17 protein-coding genes, 1 tRNA gene and 1 pseudogene are annotated in these 15,739 nt (G+C 35.3%); 11 read left to right on the top strand and 8 right to left on the bottom strand.

The window, feature by feature from the left end:
* Nucleotides 1–3: 3 nt before the first annotated feature.
* Nucleotides 4–1,461, bottom strand: a complete 1,458-nt coding sequence (locus tag ACU1LP_RS04875; protein WP_445731402.1) for a hypothetical protein — start codon at nt 1,459–1,461, stop codon at nt 4–6.
* Nucleotides 1,462–1,570: 109 nt separating this feature from the next.
* The gene (locus tag ACU1LP_RS04870; protein WP_445731403.1) at nt 1,571–1,981 is read right to left on the bottom strand and encodes an arsenate reductase family protein; all 411 of its coding nucleotides are present in this window, start codon (nt 1,979–1,981) and stop codon (nt 1,571–1,573) included.
* Nucleotides 1,982–2,119: 138 nt separating this feature from the next.
* On the opposite strand from ACU1LP_RS04870, the gene cls reads away from it, so the two are divergent.
* Nucleotides 2,120–3,541 (top strand): cardiolipin synthase, encoded by a 1,422-nt coding sequence (gene cls / locus ACU1LP_RS04865; RefSeq protein ID WP_445735719.1) that lies wholly within the window; start codon nt 2,120–2,122, stop codon nt 3,539–3,541.
* Between the two features lie 12 nt (nt 3,542–3,553).
* The gene (locus ACU1LP_RS04860) at nt 3,554–4,165 is read left to right on the top strand and encodes a hypothetical protein (protein WP_445735718.1); all 612 of its coding nucleotides are present in this window, start codon (nt 3,554–3,556) and stop codon (nt 4,163–4,165) included.
* A gap of 6 nt (nt 4,166–4,171) precedes the next feature.
* Here ACU1LP_RS04860 and ACU1LP_RS04855 read toward each other — a convergent pair whose 3' ends face one another.
* Nucleotides 4,172–5,695 carry a GH3 family domain-containing protein gene (locus ACU1LP_RS04855; RefSeq protein WP_445735717.1) on the bottom strand — a complete coding sequence of 508 codons (1,524 nt, stop codon included), beginning with the start codon at nt 5,693–5,695 and terminating at the stop codon, nt 4,172–4,174.
* A gap of 76 nt (nt 5,696–5,771) precedes the next feature.
* On the bottom strand, nt 5,772–6,335 hold the full coding sequence (locus tag ACU1LP_RS04850; protein ID WP_445731407.1) for a type 1 glutamine amidotransferase domain-containing protein: 564 nt from the start codon (nt 6,333–6,335) through the stop codon (nt 5,772–5,774).
* 252 nt (nt 6,336–6,587) lie between these two features.
* Here ACU1LP_RS04850 and ACU1LP_RS04845 point away from each other — a divergent pair, with 252 nt between their 5' ends.
* From ACU1LP_RS04845 to ACU1LP_RS04820, 6 genes are all read left to right on the top strand, one after another.
* Complete coding sequence (locus tag ACU1LP_RS04845; protein WP_445731408.1) at nt 6,588–7,241, top strand: porin family protein; 654 nt, start codon at nt 6,588–6,590, stop codon at nt 7,239–7,241.
* Nucleotides 7,242–7,330: 89 nt separating this feature from the next.
* Nucleotides 7,331–7,621, top strand: a complete 291-nt coding sequence (locus tag ACU1LP_RS04840; protein ID WP_445731409.1) for a YtxH domain-containing protein — start codon at nt 7,331–7,333, stop codon at nt 7,619–7,621.
* Between the two features lie 8 nt (nt 7,622–7,629).
* Nucleotides 7,630–8,019, top strand: a complete 390-nt coding sequence (locus tag ACU1LP_RS04835) for a hypothetical protein (protein WP_445731410.1) — start codon at nt 7,630–7,632, stop codon at nt 8,017–8,019.
* A 10-nt stretch (nt 8,020–8,029) separates the two neighbouring features.
* The gene (locus tag ACU1LP_RS04830) at nt 8,030–8,350 is read left to right on the top strand and encodes a hypothetical protein (protein WP_445731411.1); all 321 of its coding nucleotides are present in this window, start codon (nt 8,030–8,032) and stop codon (nt 8,348–8,350) included.
* The gene (locus ACU1LP_RS04825; protein ID WP_445731412.1) at nt 8,350–8,877 is read left to right on the top strand and encodes a hypothetical protein; all 528 of its coding nucleotides are present in this window, start codon (nt 8,350–8,352) and stop codon (nt 8,875–8,877) included. The genes ACU1LP_RS04830 and ACU1LP_RS04825 overlap by 1 nt, the downstream gene beginning before the upstream one ends.
* Before the next feature lie 233 nt (nt 8,878–9,110).
* Nucleotides 9,111–9,593, top strand: coding sequence for a DUF305 domain-containing protein (locus tag ACU1LP_RS04820; RefSeq protein WP_445731413.1), 483 nt, complete (start codon nt 9,111–9,113; stop codon nt 9,591–9,593).
* Nucleotides 9,594–9,721: 128 nt separating this feature from the next.
* On the opposite strand, the gene trxA is transcribed toward ACU1LP_RS04820, so the two are convergent.
* The 4 genes from trxA to ACU1LP_RS04800 form a co-directional block, all read right to left on the bottom strand.
* On the bottom strand, nt 9,722–10,018 hold the full coding sequence (gene trxA / locus ACU1LP_RS04815; RefSeq protein WP_445734449.1) for a thioredoxin: 297 nt from the start codon (nt 10,016–10,018) through the stop codon (nt 9,722–9,724).
* 9 nt (nt 10,019–10,027) lie between these two features.
* On the bottom strand, nt 10,028–11,437 hold the full coding sequence (locus tag ACU1LP_RS04810; protein ID WP_445735716.1) for an MBL fold metallo-hydrolase: 1,410 nt from the start codon (nt 11,435–11,437) through the stop codon (nt 10,028–10,030).
* 236 nt (nt 11,438–11,673) lie between these two features.
* Nucleotides 11,674–12,465 carry a sulfite exporter TauE/SafE family protein gene (locus ACU1LP_RS04805; RefSeq protein ID WP_445735715.1) on the bottom strand — a complete coding sequence of 264 codons (792 nt, stop codon included), beginning with the start codon at nt 12,463–12,465 and terminating at the stop codon, nt 11,674–11,676.
* 68 nt (nt 12,466–12,533) lie between these two features.
* Complete coding sequence (locus ACU1LP_RS04800) at nt 12,534–13,166, bottom strand: Crp/Fnr family transcriptional regulator (RefSeq protein WP_445734666.1); 633 nt, start codon at nt 13,164–13,166, stop codon at nt 12,534–12,536.
* 214 nt (nt 13,167–13,380) lie between these two features.
* On the opposite strand from ACU1LP_RS04800, the gene ACU1LP_RS04795 reads away from it, so the two are divergent.
* The 3 genes and pseudogenes from ACU1LP_RS04795 to ACU1LP_RS04785 form a co-directional block, all read left to right on the top strand.
* A tRNA-Arg gene (locus ACU1LP_RS04795) sits at nt 13,381–13,454 on the top strand.
* A 175-nt stretch (nt 13,455–13,629) separates the two neighbouring features.
* Nucleotides 13,630–14,685 (top strand): glycosyltransferase family 2 protein, encoded by a 1,056-nt coding sequence (locus tag ACU1LP_RS04790; RefSeq protein WP_445734665.1) that lies wholly within the window; start codon nt 13,630–13,632, stop codon nt 14,683–14,685.
* Nucleotides 14,686–15,004: 319 nt separating this feature from the next.
* Nucleotides 15,005–15,739, top strand: a pseudogene (locus tag ACU1LP_RS04785) (hypothetical protein); the annotation flags it as partial.

The raw sequence follows: 15,739 nt of genomic DNA, 5'->3' as shown, positions 1-15,739 counted from the left end.
CTTTTACTTTTTGCCATTACCGGTCAATGTACTGACGACTCCACTTTTTACGTTGATCCACAAATAATTAAAGAATGATTTGGTCACGTTCCGCTCTGCTTTTATGCTTCCGAAACGATAGCCATCAGCGTCCGTTTTAGACCCATCGGCAATAAAAATATTTCCGATAGCGGTTAACACTTTATTTATTTTAAAACTATTTTGACGTAATATCTTAAATTTAAAATCTTCATATTTCATTTTCATTTCTCCTTTCGATTCCGTAGTGTTGCCATAAAAAGAAAAATACATTTGTTGCAATGTGCCTTCGGCAAGCGCGTTTAAATTTGGTTTAAAAAAAGGATTCATCATATCGGCGGGCAGATCCTGTATGGCACCCGATACCTCAAAGGCATCCCAGGTATTGTTTACATCAAAACCCCAATTGAGCTCCAAGGGCGCTTTTCCCATAAGGTTGGAATGTACTGTAATGTCGGTTTTTTTTGCGTTTTTTTTGTTTGTAATGTGGTTTAAACTCGCATCAACCTTATTAAAGAACAATACGCCCGCTTCCTTATCTGTTTCCACTAATTCGGCATAGGATATGTAACCATTTTTTATTTCTACTTTATTTATTTCCAAATCAAACTTTAAATTTCTTAGGGATTTACTGTATAGTGGTTTTACGCTCAAGTCGTCGGGCACGAGCTTGTCTCTATAAATTTCCAGAATTGGATCCAGAATTTTTACTGTGGTTGCCTTCATGCCAAAGCGGTTTTCATCAAAATTAAAATCGGGTTTTTCCAAAACCACTTTTGGGATGTTTAATTTAATATGGTCGCGCTCTTTACTTAAATGTTTGGAAAGTTCCTTTTTATCATATTTTGGGATGATTTGAACATGGTCAAGAGACCAAGCTTCTTCATTGCTGTGAATGCTGTCCATTTTAAAGGTTTCGTATTCGCTATTGTTTAAAATGACGTTTTGCGCATTAAATTTATAACCATCATAAGTTATGGGATTTTGTTGTGAAGATTGCAAAGTTACCGTGCTTCCGGAAATGGTCAAATTATAGGATGAAACAGAAAGTTTAATGCTATCGGAACTTTGTTCCATCACAGCGATACTGCCGTTTGTGATATTGAAATCCTTGATATGAATGGTTTTTATCCCCTTATTGTTGGTTTTTGTTTCCGTCTTTTTGGAAGTGTTTTTTTTATAAGGACGATAATGAAGCCGAGGATTTTTTAATAGGATGTTTTGTATGGAGAGTGTTTCATTAAAAAGCAAATCCCAATACCCAATACCGTTTAATTGAAGGGTTTCCAATTTCAAATTGATGTGATTTTGAAGTGACTCTTTATTTTTTATTGTAACATAAGGATGGTTAAAAACGATATTTCCAGAGAGGATGTTAACGTCCAAATCTGAATACGTTACCGTATAGTGCGCTGGGATTTTTTCTGATAATAAATTTTCCACATAATTTTTGGCCCACCATTGTACTAATAAAAAACCAAATAGTAAGAAAAACAACAGAAACAGTACGATCCTAATTTTTTTCTTATTCCTGGTCCCCATAAAGCTATTATTAATCTGGATTTTCTTGATTTGTAGTATCCGGTTCCATATATTTTACAAAGTCGGAAGGCGACTTTATCATCAGCATTCTTTTTCCCATGATGACCACGGGAAACGCCAGGGTTTCCGGATGCTTTTCTAAAATACGGAGCCAATCGTGTTGGTCCAGATCCATTTTTTTGTCCCCATATTCCTTTATAAAATCTGGGTGCTCTCTATTGATTAATTTTTGTATGCCACCAATATTGAGTCCATCGGCAATTTCTACCCAATGGCTACCGGGCACTTTGGTTTTTGAAACATCAATCCCTAGCACTTTTTTCTCTGATGCGCTTACATAGGCATACGCCTGCTTTCCAATAGAAGTTTCAGAACTGTAATATATTTTAATTTCATTCTCGTTTGTTGCTATGATGCCCATATTTTTTATATTAATTTTTCCATATCATTCAAAGAAAACACATAACCCTTCAAAAAATTAATCCAATCGCATATTATAGTAACGCAAAGAAAAAAACTCTTTTAAAATATACTGGTTTTACCTTATCTTTCCAAGTATATGTATAAAGTACTCATCATTTTATATTCTTTATTAAGCTTATGGGCTTTATATAACGTTATTATGTATGGTTCAAGGCCCACAAAATCATTAAGTTGGGTATTTACCATTTTTGTTTTTCCGTTTGCTGGCGCACTCCTGTACTATTTATTTGGAGTTAACAGGAGGAAATTCAAATTTTTTAGGTTGAAAAGATCTCAGGTACAAAAGCTGTACAAATCAGAAAACGAAGAAGAATTACGCGATGAATTTGAATGTGAATTTTCATCTACACAATCCAAAAAACTCTCAAAACTTATACTTAACGCTACCTATTTATATGCTTCTGAAGGCAATAAAGTGGAAGTGCTTAACAATGGCAAAGAAACTTTTGATGCTGTTTTTGAAGCGGTATCAAAAGCCAAAAAATTTATACACCTTCAGTATTATCTTTTTGAGAAAGGCAAATTGCAAGATAAATTTTATGAATTGTTTAAAAGGAAAATTCAAGAAGGTGTTGAAATAAGGATGATCTATGATTCCTTTGGAAGCTCTTCTTTTAGCGGGAAATTAAAAAAGCGTTTTCGCAACATTGGTGTGGAGGCATACCCTATGATGCCCATAAGGTTCGGGAATCTTCTTTTCACATTAAATTATCGAAACCACCGTAAAATAATTGTTATTGATGGTAAGGTAGGGTTTACGGGAGGCGTCAACGTTTCAGATAGATACATAAAACCGATTTCTGATCTTGGAATTTGGAAGGATTTACATCTCCAATTGGAAGGGCCCGCTGTAAATAGCTTGCAGCGCATTTTTGTAAAAGACTATCATTTTGCAAGCAAAAAAGAACTGCTTGTACACCCTAAATATCTTCCTACGCCAAAAAAAATCGGTAATTCCCCGGTGCAGATTGTATCCAGTGGCCCCGACTCAAACCAACCTGCCATTATGCAACAATACATTGCCATGATAAGTCTTGCCGAAACCAATATTTTTATTGCAAACCCCTATTTTATCCCGGGCAGTGCCGTGCAGCAAGCTTTGATTATAGCTGCGCAAAGTGGCATTGAGGTAAATTTATTGGTCCCTAAAAAAGGAGATTCCAAATTGGCAACCTATTCCATGTTTTCCAATTTTGAGGAATTCTTGTCCGTTGGTATCAATGTATTTGTAAGAGATTGTTTTTCACATAGCAAAGTCATTATCATCGATGGCAAAATAGCATCGGTAGGATCTGGTAATTTCGACCATAGAAGTTTTGAGCATAATTTTGAAACGAATGCGGTTGTATATGATAAAGTTATTACCCATAAAATCTTGGAGGAATTTAAAATGGAATGCGCCGATGCGGTTAAATTATCTTATGAAACTTTTAAAGACAGATCCAAAACCCAAAAATTTTTAGAAGGCCTTGCCAAATTTTTCAGTCCCTTATTATAATGTAACAAAAAAATGAAAAACTACTTTATTCTCTTATTAACATTAAATCTATATAGTTTGAATGCCCAACATATGTATCCAGAATCTATTGCCACTGAAGCTGAAACGGCTTTATCACATTACCCGGAACTTGCGGAAGTATCCATAGAATTTAAATTTAAAAACAAGATCAGGAAATCCACCATGCAGGCACAACCCACATTTTGGAGTGTGTTCCGTACCAAATCGAAGCGTAGGTACAAGATATTGATCAGTGAAAGCTTTAAGATTGGAGATACTTTATATTATACAAAAAATGCCCCTTCAAATGTGCTTATTGGATGGTTTGGGCACGAATTGGGCCATATTATGGATTATCAAAATAGAAGTGGGATTAATCTCATGGGGTTCGGTGTAGGGTATTTGTTTTCAGAAAAATCCATGAAGAACGCAGAGCGCAGAGCCGATACGTTTGCGGTTTCGCACGGGATGGAAAAATACATTTTAGCCACCAAGAACTTTATTTTAAATGAAGCTGGCTTTTCTGAAATTTACATCAACAGAATCAAGCGGTTTTATCTGTCGCCCGAAGAAATTATGATGATTGTAAAAGAACGTGAAGAAAAGGCGAAGATTTCCAGCTAAAATGCATCAACAGCTATTTACAAAAGTTTCCCATTCGGCAAATTTTTCTTCGTTCATAACCCGCTCCATTTTAACTTGTCCGCCCTTCTTTTTATTGGCTGCGTTCCAATCGTAAAAAACCCAAGTGGGCACTACTTCTACTTTAACGCCTTTTAGTGCTTTGGAACGTGCCACACGGTAATTTTTATTGGCTTTCTTTAAAAAATCGTCCAATGTTTGTGCCAACGAACCAGAAGTAGCAATAGCATCATCAATTCCTAGATACCAACTATGGTAAAACTCGCCATCATAGCGTTTGGCGCAAATGGTATATTCCTTTATTTTTATGTTAAAGGTAGCTTCCAAATTTTTAACGGCATCATCCAGTTTATTGACCGAAAGTTGCGAACCTACCGTGTTTAGGAAAAACTTGGTGCGCCCGGTTATTTTTATCTCTGCTCTTTCAATATCTGTAAATTCTATGGTATCGCCAATAATATAGCGCCAAGTACCAGAAACGGTGCTGATAATAAGGACATAATCTTTGTTTAATTCAACCTCGGCCATGGTCAGTGACGGTGCATGTGGAACCAAGGAGCCATCTTGGTTGATGTATTCGGGTTTAAAAGGAACAAATTCAAAATAAATACCTCCATCAGTTACCAATTGCATGGCATCAGTTTCTGGTCTGGCCTGAAAGGCAATAAACCCTTCAGAGGCTAAATACGTATCAATAATGGTTATAGGCCTGCCCAACAGGGCGTTAAAACTTTTTTCATAAGGGCCAAAAGCAACGCCGCCCGATATGTAAACTTCCAAGTTGGGCCAAATTTCATGGATATTTTGCAATTTATTAAAGGCAATAACATTGTGAAGCATCAGTTCAATCCACGACGGAATACCACTGATGGCGCCAATATCCCAATCCTTGGCTTTTTCTGCAATTTTTTTAACACGTTCGTCCCAATCCTCTATTTGGGCTATGTCTCCCCCAGGTTTGTAATACCCCCTAAACCATGTTGGGATGTTGCTGGCACCAATACCGCTGATTTCGCCTTCCAAATGATTATCTTTTTCGATTAAATCGGTTGAACTGCCCAACATCAATATGCCTTTCCCAAAAAAAGAGGGAGGAAGATCAAATTGGCTCAAGGCTATAATTTGTGCGATTCCGGCGGATTTTATGCTGTCCACCATATCCTGGGTAACGGGAATGCGTTTACTGGTTTTGCCCGTGGTACCCGAACTCAATGCATAATAATCCGGATTTTTGGGCCATGTAACATTGGTGTTGCCATCATGAAGTTGTTGCCACCATGCTTCATTTATTTTTTTATAATCAAAGTAAGGAACTTGTTCAGCGAAACTTTTTTGGATAGCATCAGATTCCAGTATCTCCCCAAAATTATAAAATTTACCAAATGCCGTATCTTTGGCCTTGCCCAACAAATTTTTTAATACCTCTTTTTGATTTTGGGACGGACTGGCTTCTGGGCTTAGCTTTTGGGTTAAATCAATGGCACTTTTTATAATGTTCCCTATTATGTTCATAATTTAAAATTTCAAACAAATAGAGAGGAGCTTTTTTGCTCCTCTCAGTGTGCTATAATCAATATCCATTCAAACTTTAAGCACTAACAACCTGTTTTTCATGTTTGCCTTCTGCTATTTCTTCAATAACTTTATTTATAAATGCCGGTAAATCTTTGGGGTTTCTGCTGGTTACCAATCCAGAGTCTACTACCACTTCTTCATCTTTCCAATGTGCACCCGCATTTATTACATCGTCCTTAATACTTTTGTAAGAGGTAACGGTTCGGTTTTCAATAACACCTGCGCTAATTAAAAGCCAGGGGGCATGGCAAATGGCTGCTACAGGTTTTCCTGCTTTAAAAAAGCCTTTAACAAATTTTAAAGCATCCTCGTTTACACGTAATAAATCGGGGTTTATAACGCCACCGGGCAGTACCAATGCATTATAATCAGAGGCACTAACATTTTTTGCCAAGGCATCCACCGCTATGGTTTTCCCCCAGTTTTTATCATCCCAACTGGTAATATCGCCTTCTTTTATAGAAATGATATGTACGGTGGCCCCTGCATCTTTAAGGGCATTAAAAGGTTCAAATAATTCAGATTTTTCAAATCCGTCCGTAGCTAATATGGCTACTGTTTTGTTTCTCAACTTCATGATCAAAATTTTTAAAATTAATATTTTTTAGTCTTATCCATTAAGACGTTATAAAGATAGGCATAGGATACCAATTGGAGGTGCTGTATTCAATTTTTGATTGCCCTGAATGGAAATTTAAGCTTGTTCACAGCTCAATTTCTATGGGTAAAATGGGAATTCTGTAAAACATCCAAAATATTTTATAATAAATATCCTGCCGATGTGTTGCATCTTTGTAGTGTAAAAATCAAACGATAAATTTTAATGATTATGAAAAATAAAATTCAATTATTTGCATCGGTAATTCTAATTGCCGGATCTTCATTTATTACCGCTCAAGCGCAAACCAGTGCTACGTCAAACGCGGAATTTGGTATTAAAGGTGGTGTGAATTTTTCAAACATGTACACAGAAGATGTAGATGACAACAATGTTTTAACAAGCTTTAATGCCGGTTTGTACGTTAGCATGCCCGTAACCGATTTCTTGGCAATACAACCCGAGTTTTTATTTAGTAGAAAAGGTTCAGAACTCACTTATGACAATGTTTTTGCAACTGGAAAAGCTAAATTCAAATTGAATTATATTGAAGTGCCAGTGTTGCTAAAGGCAAATATAACACCAAATTTTAATATTCATGCGGGCCCTTATGTTGCCTATTTAATTGATGCACAAATAACCAATGAAACAGACAGTGGGTCATTTGATTTTGAGGATAACCTTAATAATGATGATTTCAACAAATTTGATGCAGGTGTTTCTGTTGGTATTGGATTTGATTTTGAAACCATTGGAATAGGGGCTCGTTATAACTATGGGCTTACTACCGTAGGAAAAGAAAGAAGCTTTGGTAGTGGCGCCTATACGTTTCCTGATGGAAAAAACAGCAATCTTAGTGTTTACGTAGCACTAAAATTAAACTAAGATAAAGTATTGCAAAACTTATCATTAAAGAGTATCTTTATAAGAATCGTATAAAGAAACAATAAAAATTAACTTTTAAAAACAAAAAAATGAAAACAAGTAAAACAATTATTGGTGTATTGGGAGGAGTAGCATTAGGTGCTGCAATAGGAATTTTATTTGCTCCTGATAAAGGAAAAGACACTAGAAAAAAAATCGCTAAAAAAAGCAGTGAAGCTAAAGATCAAGCCATTAATAGCTTTAGTGATTTTTTGGATACCGTATCAGAAAAATACAATTCCTTGATAAGCAAAGGTGAAAAATTGGCTAAAGAAGGTAAAAAAGATATCCAAAATGCAAAAGAAGATGTCAAGACAGTAAAAGAACAAATGAATAAATAAAAAAGAACATGGACACTATTGCAACAAACATAGAATTGCTTTATGAAAAAGCTAAAAGTTATGCAGAGATTAATATTGAATTGGTTAAACTCAATGCCATTGATAAAACTTCAGATATAGTCTCTTCTGTACTGGCCAGATTGCTGGTAATCATGGTTGTTGCAATGTTCTTTTTATTTGTAAACATTGCTTTAAGCCTGTATTTAGGAGAGTTATTGGGCAAGTATTACCTAGGTTTTTTATTAGTATCCGGTATCTATTTAATAGTAGCTCTTATTCTGCATTACAATAGAGATAAAATAATAAAAGTCCCTATCACAAATTTAGTGATTGCAAAATTATTAAAAACCAAATCAGTACCAACCAGTTCAAAAGCCGCTCCCGATGAAAGCCTATAAAAATCAAAGTATGGACCTAGATAAGGCCATTGCTCGTTTAGAACTTGAAAGAAACATAAAGTTGGAAGAAATTAAATACCAACTGGAAGTTACTTTTGATAGCATGAAACCCATCAATATACTAAAGGAAAAATTTGAAGACTTAAAGCATTCCAACAACTTAAAATCAAGCGTATTACAAACCGTGGCGAGTCTTGCCGGCGGTTATTTATCTAAAAAAATATTGATAGGTAAATCGCATTCATTTTTCAAAACCATATTGGGTTATGCTCTACAATTTGGTGTAACAAAATTTATTTCAAATAGAGTGGAAGCCAACACACAAAACTAATGAAAAGAATAACTATAATTTTGGCTATAATATGCATTTTCAGTTATACCAATTATGGCATCGCACAAGATGATGGCAATTACAATCGGAATTTTAAATTTGGTGTTGGGCTCAATACCGGTTTACCACTAAACGATCCTTATCAATTTAATTTAGGGGGCGATGTAAGGGTTCAATATAATATCTCAAGCACTTATTCACTATCCTTTACTACAGGTTATAATAATTTGTTTGTTAAGGATGATGGTGTTGATTTTGGTTACATCCCTGTAAAAGTGGGTTATAAAACATTCATGTTTAAAAATGAGTTTTACGTTATGGGAGAAATAGGAGGGGCCTTTTCAACCACAAAAGCGTACAAGGACAATTCCATGCTTTTTTCGCCCAGTATTGGCTATGCTACCAAGAATATAGATTTTAGTTTGAGGTATGAATTTTTAAAGGATTTTCCTATTATTAAAAAAAGTGCGGCAAATGAAGGATTAGCGCAAGTGATGGTTCGTATCGCTTATGGATTTAATTTGTAAATATCATTTCATAACCATTAAAACAATAATAAATTAAAGTACATGACAAAAATTTATTAACATCAGATTATTAAAAAAAACTCCTTAAATAATTCCTCCCCTTTTTTCAAGGGGTAGAGCCTGTACCGATTTTTCGGTATGCCGATAGGCGGAGGGGTCGACTTAAATAATTTTTTTAATGAAATATCTTTTTTTGTCATGTACTAAAATAATAAATAACAAAACACTAAATTATGGAACAATCTAACACACAAACAGGAAACAACCATTATACTAAATTTATTTGGATGCTAGTTGCATCATTTATTGCCATGTACATTACCATGTACCTTAATAATTATAGCATAGACCATGTGTATTTTAGTTTAACACGCTTTTATATGGCTTGCTTGGGTATATCTGCCATGGCACTCATTATGTTGTTCTTTATGAGAAAAATGTACAACAACAAGAAAAAGAACATGGCAATTTTGTTGGGCAGCATCATTCTATTTGCAAGTGCTCTCGGTTTGGTAAGGGCCCAAAGCCCTATCATTGGCGATATACTGTGGATGAAGGCGATGATTCCGCATCACTCCATAGCAATACTTACAAGCAAGCGAGCAGACATAAAAGATCCAGAAGTAAAGAGGTTAGCTGAGGATATTATTAAAGCACAGGAAAAAGAGATTAAGGAAATGCAAGCAATGATCAAACGGTTGCAGGCTGCTAGATAACAGTGAATATCCTTAAACATACAGTTTCTTTATGCTACTAAAACGCTTTAGCAGATAACGTTTTCCTATCCTAATTAACAATCCAATGGCAGATGGATTGTTAACTAGGATATTTTATAAACCATCCCCTAAATTTTAGTTTTTAAAAGTGAAAGCAATTCTTGTTTTTGGACTAAACCGGATTGCCTCCAAATTTGTTTTCCGTTTTTAAAAAGGAGTAGGGTGGGCACACCTTTTACCTGATACTTTGTGGCCAGCCCTTGGTTTTTATCGACATCTATTTTTATTATGGAAACAGACTCCCCTAGGTTATCCTTAACTTCTTTTAGAATTGGGGACATCATTTTGCAAGGACCGCACCATTCGGCAAAAAAATCGACCAGAACAGGTTTGTCTTTATTGATTATATCTGAAAAACGACCCATTTCTAAATTTTAAAGTGTTGTTGGGCACACATAATCCGTTACAGGAACTCCAGCGTCCTTAATGGCAGCAAAACCACCAGAAACATCTATTAAATTATGAATGCCCCTGCTTTTTAAAATGGATGCCGCAATAACCGATCTATAACCGCCGGCGCAATGCACATAAAAAGGTTTGTCTTCTGGAAATTCGGAAAGATGGTCATTCAGATAATCCAAAGGTGTATGATGCGCATCTTTAACATGTTCCGATTTGAATTCACCCTCTTTCCGAACATCAAAAATAGGTATTTCTCCATTTTCCATTTTAGATTTTAATTCTTCGGCAGAAATGGATGAAATGGTATCATAATCAAACCCAGCATGTTTCCAAGCTTCAAAACCGCCGTCCAAAAACCCCAAAGTATTATCAAAACCAACACGCGATAAACGAATAATGGCTTCTTCCTCTCTACCTTTTGGAGCCACCAATAAAATAGGTTGTTCAACATCGGCAATTAAAGCCCCCACCCATGGTGCAAAACCACCCTCAATACCAATAAATATGGATCTTGGAATATGTCCTTTGATAAAATCTTTTTCGTTGCGGACATCCAGAACGATGGCTCCTGTGGTATTGGCAATGAACTTAAATTCTTGTGCGGACAAGGGTTTTGTACCGCGTTCTATAACATCTTCAATATCATCATAACCTTCTTTGTTCATCTTTACATTTAAAGGAAAATATTGAGGTGGAGGCAACAACCCGTCTGTTACTTCCTTAATAAATTCTTCTTTGGTCATATCAGCACGTAAGGCATAATTGGTTTGCTTCTGTTCGACCAGGGTGCCAACGGTTTTTTTGCTCAAATTTTTTCCGCATGCAGATCCAGCTCCGTGCGCGGGATATACGATTACATCATCTGCAAGGGTCATTATTTTGCTTCGTAAGCTTTCAAAAAGCAAACCAGCTAATTCCTCTTGGGTCATGTTAGCTGCTTTTTGCGCTAAATCTGGTCTGCCAACATCGCCTAAAAACAAGGTGTCCCCACTAAAAATAGCATGATCTTTCCCGTTGTTGTCTTTCAATAAATAGGTGGTGCTTTCCATAGTGTGGCCTGGGGTGTGCAGTGCGGTAATGGTAATGTCCCCTAAAGGAAATACTTGACCATCTTTGGCAACTATAGCATCAAAAGATGGATTTGCAGTTGGGCCATAAATGATGGGTGCTCCTGAAAGTTTTGAAAGCGTTACATGCCCACTTACAAAATCGGCATGGAAATGCGTTTCAAAAATGTATTTTATTTTTGCCTTGTTACGTTTTGCCCGTTCCATATAGGGCGTTACCTCTCTTAATGGGTCTATAATAGCCACTTCACCTTTGCTTTCTATGTAGTAAGCACCCTGTGCTAAGCATCCTGTGTAAATTTGTTCAATCTTCATAATCACATGTTTGATAGTGTAAAAGTAATTCATTTTCAGGGTTTTTATAGTGAGCTCATCTTGACTTTTTCTATTTCCTAAAAAACGGCTAAAATTCGTCCATATTTCGTTACCTTTTTTATGCGTAGCGATGCTATGCCTTTCAAAAAGTGCCTCATCTGAACAAATTTTATCTCGTTTTCGGTCAAAAACAAAAAGTCAAGATGAGTTCAGTAACAAAAGTTACAGTATCCTTATTAGGAAAACTCTTTTATCATGATATAAATGGCCATGACCATAACAAACCACCCAAAGCCTTTTTTAAGTTTTTTATTGGAAATGTACTTAGATAAATAGCCACCCAGCAAAATTCCTAAAATGGTTAAAAAAGTAAATGACAATAAAAATTCCCAATCAATATCTAAAGTGTGCAAGTCCCCTAAAAAACCAATAATGGAGTTTATGGCAATAATAACCAAAGAGGTTCCAACAGCATTTTTCATATTTAAGCCAGCCCACAACACCAATGCGGGCACATACAAAAAACCACCGCCAGCACCAATTAAGCCTGTTATGGTTCCAATAACCAATGCTTGAACAAAGGTTTTGTAATATGCTTGTTTTTTAAAGGGCCCGTCAAATTTGGGTTTTCTTTTTATCATGGATATTGCAGCCAATAACATGATGATTGCAAAAAACACCATGATGGCCATTTCTTTTGTTAAAACAAATCCGTTTAAACTGAAAATTTCATCTGGAATGTTAGGAACTACATACCTTCTGGACATGTAAACCGCTAAAAACGAAGGAAATGAAAACGCTAATCCCGTTTTAAAATCCACTAATTTTTCTTGATGTTTTTGAATGATACCGACCACTGATGACATCCCTACCACAAATAGCGAATAAGCCGTGGCCACCACAGGACTATAACTTAAAAGGTACACTAATAATGGAACGGTCAGTATGGAGCCGCCGCCGCCCATAAGCCCCAGGATAATACCAATTAAAAAAGCACCGTAAAAACCTAAAAAATCTATCAGGGTCATAGTTCTGTTTTAAGTTACAAAGCTATGGTGCTAAGTAATTTTGATGGGTAACAATTGTTACAGAGAAGTTAAAGGTCAATAATTTTAATACTGTTTCTGGACAACCTTATTTTATTGTCATTTTCCAAAGTTTTTAATAATCTTGAAATAACAACTCTTGAGGTGTGCAGGTCAAAGGCGATTTCTTGGTGCGTGACGTTAATAACCTCGTCGTGGTTCACCATGGCTTTATCTCTTAAATATTTTAGCAGGCGTTCATCCATATTTAAAAACGCAATGGTATCAATGGCTTCCAACAGTTCGGTCATTCTATCATGATAACTTTGAAGGATGAAATTTTGCCAACTTTTATATGTTCCCATCCATTCACTCATCTTTTCAACAGGTACCATGATGAGTTTGGTTTGAGTTTCTGCAATGGCCCTAACCTCACTTTTTTTCTGCCCCATGCAGCAAGATAAGGTCATGGCACACGTATCGCCCCGTTCAATAAAATACAGTAAAAGCTCGTCGCCTTTCGCATCTTCTCGCAGTATTTTTACGGCACCACTTATTAAAAGGGGTATCGATTTTATATATTGGCCAATATCCAATAGCTGAAACCCTTCAGGAATTTCTTTAAAAGTTCCAAAATCATTGATTTCTTTTAATAGATTATCTTCAAAAAGGTAACCGTAGCTTTCTTTTAGTTCCGTGATCATTTGTGAATATCGATTAGAAACATAAAGATATTGACTTAAAATTAAAATAAAGTTGTTTATAAACTTTTAATTGGTATATTTTATATGATTTGAACAGCATAAAAATGTAAAATTCATTAGTTGATAAAAATATCAATAATTATCTTTGTTAGATATGCAGTTAATTTTATATTTGCACTCCGGAAAACAAAGCAGTATGTGTTTTTCGTGACGAGGGCTCTTAGCTCAGCTGGATAGAGCACCTCCCTTCTAAGGAGGCGGTCAAAGGTTCGAATCCTTTAGGGCTCACAGGAAGCTTCACTAAAAACAGTGGGGCTTTTTTGTTTTAATGGCTCATTTTACTTACCATATCATAAAAATAATTACTTTTAATTATTATGAAACTTCCATAAAGAATTCTTGATGCCCAAGGGAATGATTATATGGAAGTACCATGTGACCAATAAAACAAATATATAGACACATGAAATTAACCATAATAATTCCTGTTTATAATGCTGAGAACTACATTGAGTCATGTCTCATCAGTTGCTGTAAACAAGATTTAAAATCTACTGATTATGAAATCATGGTTGTCAATGACGGGTCAACCGATAATACTTTGGAAAAAATCATCCCATTTACCAAAGAATATTCCAATATCCATTTAAAAAGTCAGAAAAACAAGGGGCATGGGGCTGCCAGAAATATAGGTGTTACCCTATCAAAAGGCAAATACATTTATTTTTTGGATGCTGATGATTATATCGCAATGAACACGTTGGGCAATCTTATTGAATTATTGGAGGAATATAACCTTGATATGATCGTTTTTTCATCCATGACCGTTAAAAACGAACAACAAATTGATTTTAATCACTCTCATTTAAAAATCGAAATCAATAAAATTTTAAGTGGGATCGATTTTTTAGGCACACACGACTATTTACCAGAAGTTTGGCGGTACATTACAAAAAAATCATTTTATTTAAATAGCGGCGTGTCCTTTTACGATAAAAAATTTGTTCAAGATTCTTTTTTCACCCCTTCACTTATAAGCAAAACAGAAAGAATATCATATATTGATTATGACGTCCATAGATACAGAAAATCGCACAACTCCATAAGTAGAAACAAATCGTTCGAACACCTTAAAACACACCTTTATGATATGTGCTTTTCCGTACATGAACTATATCGTTTAAAAAACAATTTGGCTGGGAAAGGAGCCACTAATAATAAAGTTGTTCAGCGATTGCACATAAAACAGCAACACTATGTATTTATCATTATTTTTAGATTTATCAGATCACATTTTAAGATTTCAGAATTAAAAAATATCTTATCTGATTTTCAGGCTATTGGAGCTTATCCATTAGATAAATATAGGTCTTCATTAGGTAATGGAATCCAATTAAACCTACTGCTTGTTTTTATTTTTAATAGAAAATATTTGCTCTATCCCAGTATAATTGCCTATAGAACCGTAAAAAAGCTGAATTTTAAATTGGAAAAAAATGATACTCTTAATAAACATTAAAAGCCATCACTTTTTTGATTCAATTTATATTTAAACAATTTTTCCGATAGATTAATGATTAAAGGGTTGCGATTGAAAACGGACAATCAAAAACTTGTATTTTTGCTTGTATTTGCATTGCAGTTAAATTAATGGTTAAAAAATTACTGCAAATTATCTTTAACTTTGACGCTGAAAGGAATAGAAATAAACTCCAAAATAGTCTTAATGGAAGAAAAAGACAATAGAAGCCAATTTTATTTGTATTATCCCCAATGGATTAACCGAAACCTTGAAGAACGACTTATTGTAACCTCTCAATATTTTTATTTACTTATAAATGGCTAGATTTTTTTACTTCATATTAGTTTATTTGAGTGCATTCTCAAGCTCATTTGCGCAAGAAGTAAATATATCTACAGAGTTTTCCTTAGATGGCATTTTCTATAAAACGTATGATAAAAGCACCCATACTTATGCTCGAAAAATAACCGAATTTAAAAGCGGGGAAGCATGTACGGTCATTGATTATTTAGGAAAAGATGTTTTTAAAATAAAATATAACGGTTGGGTGGGGTATGTTGATTCTGAATATTTGGTTTTTACCGACGAAATGTCCGATCTGTTCTATGATTTTCAAGAAAAGGAAAGAGTAAAGTTAATTGAACAAAATGAAGCAAGACAGAAAAGAATTCAGAAAATTGTAGATAATGGAAACGAGGAAGTTAATGAGCAAAAACGAAAGGATTCCATTGCCAAAGCCAAAGAGGAGGAAAGAATAAAATTAGAAACCCAACAAGCACTAGCCAAAAGGCAGGAAGCAGAACGTGTTGAAAAGGAAAAACAGGATGCTATTGCAAAAGCGGTAGAGGAGGAACGGTTAAGGTTAGAAGCCCAAGCACTTGCCAAAAAGCAAGAAGCAGAGCGATTGGAAAAAGCACAGCAGGATGCCATTGCCAAAGCCAAAGAGGAGGAAAGAATAAAGTTAGAAGCCCAAGAAGCACTAGCCAAAAGGCAGGAAGCAGAACGTGTTGAAAAGGAAAAACAGGATGCTATTGCAAAAGCGGTAGAGGAG

This window comes from Mariniflexile sp., from assembly GCF_052728615.1.
Note: the sequence above shows the minus strand (reverse complement) of the source record. Positions and strands in the feature narration are given on the sequence as shown.